This is a genomic window from Paenibacillus xylaniclasticus, from assembly GCF_004001065.1.
Classification (GTDB): Bacteria; Bacillota; Bacilli; order Paenibacillales; family Paenibacillaceae; genus Paenibacillus_T; species Paenibacillus_T xylaniclasticus.
Window position 1 is genome coordinate 1 of sequence record NZ_BIML01000100.1, and the last position, 643, is coordinate 643.

General features: G+C 56.0%; 1 protein-coding gene. It reads right to left on the minus strand.

Annotated elements, in window-relative coordinates:
* A partial coding sequence (locus tag PXY01_RS22115) for a phosphopantetheine-binding protein (RefSeq protein ID WP_164744563.1) occupies positions 1–643 on the minus strand: 643 nt, incomplete at both ends.

The window sequence follows — 643 nt, forward strand, 5'->3', positions numbered from 1 at the left end:
TGCCAACTCTTCAATCGTTGGCCGCTCGAACAACATTTTAAGCGGTACCTCTACTCCGATCGCTTGATGAATAACCGAAGCCACCTGCATTGCTTTTAGCGAATGACCGCCCAGCGCGAAGAAATCGTCCGTGACGCCTACTTGATCGACGCCCAGCACTTCTTGCCAAATTTCCGCAATCTGCGCTTCAGCAGCTGTCCTCGGTGCAATGTATACCGAACCACGCAAAGCTTCCGCAGCTGGCTTCGGCAGCGACTTCCTGTCCAGCTTACCGCTTACCGTAAGCGGCATCTGGTCCAGCTGCACGAAATGTGCCGGGATCATATACGCAGGCAATGTTTCAGCCAAGTCAGACCTCAGCTTAGCTATATTCGGTTCACCGTCGCAGACGAGATATGCGCACAATGCAGTCTCCCCGCTCGCATCCTCCACCGCCACAACTGCCGCTTCCTTCACTAATTTCAGCCTCAACAAGGTGCTCTCGATCTCGCCTGGCTCGATCCGGTAGCCGCGGATTTTTACCTGCGCATCCATCCGGCCCATATATTCAATATTACCGTCCGGGAGCCAGCGGCCCAGGTCTCCCGTCCGGTACATCCGTCCGCCCGGTACGAACGGGTCGAAGACGAACTTCTCCGCCGTC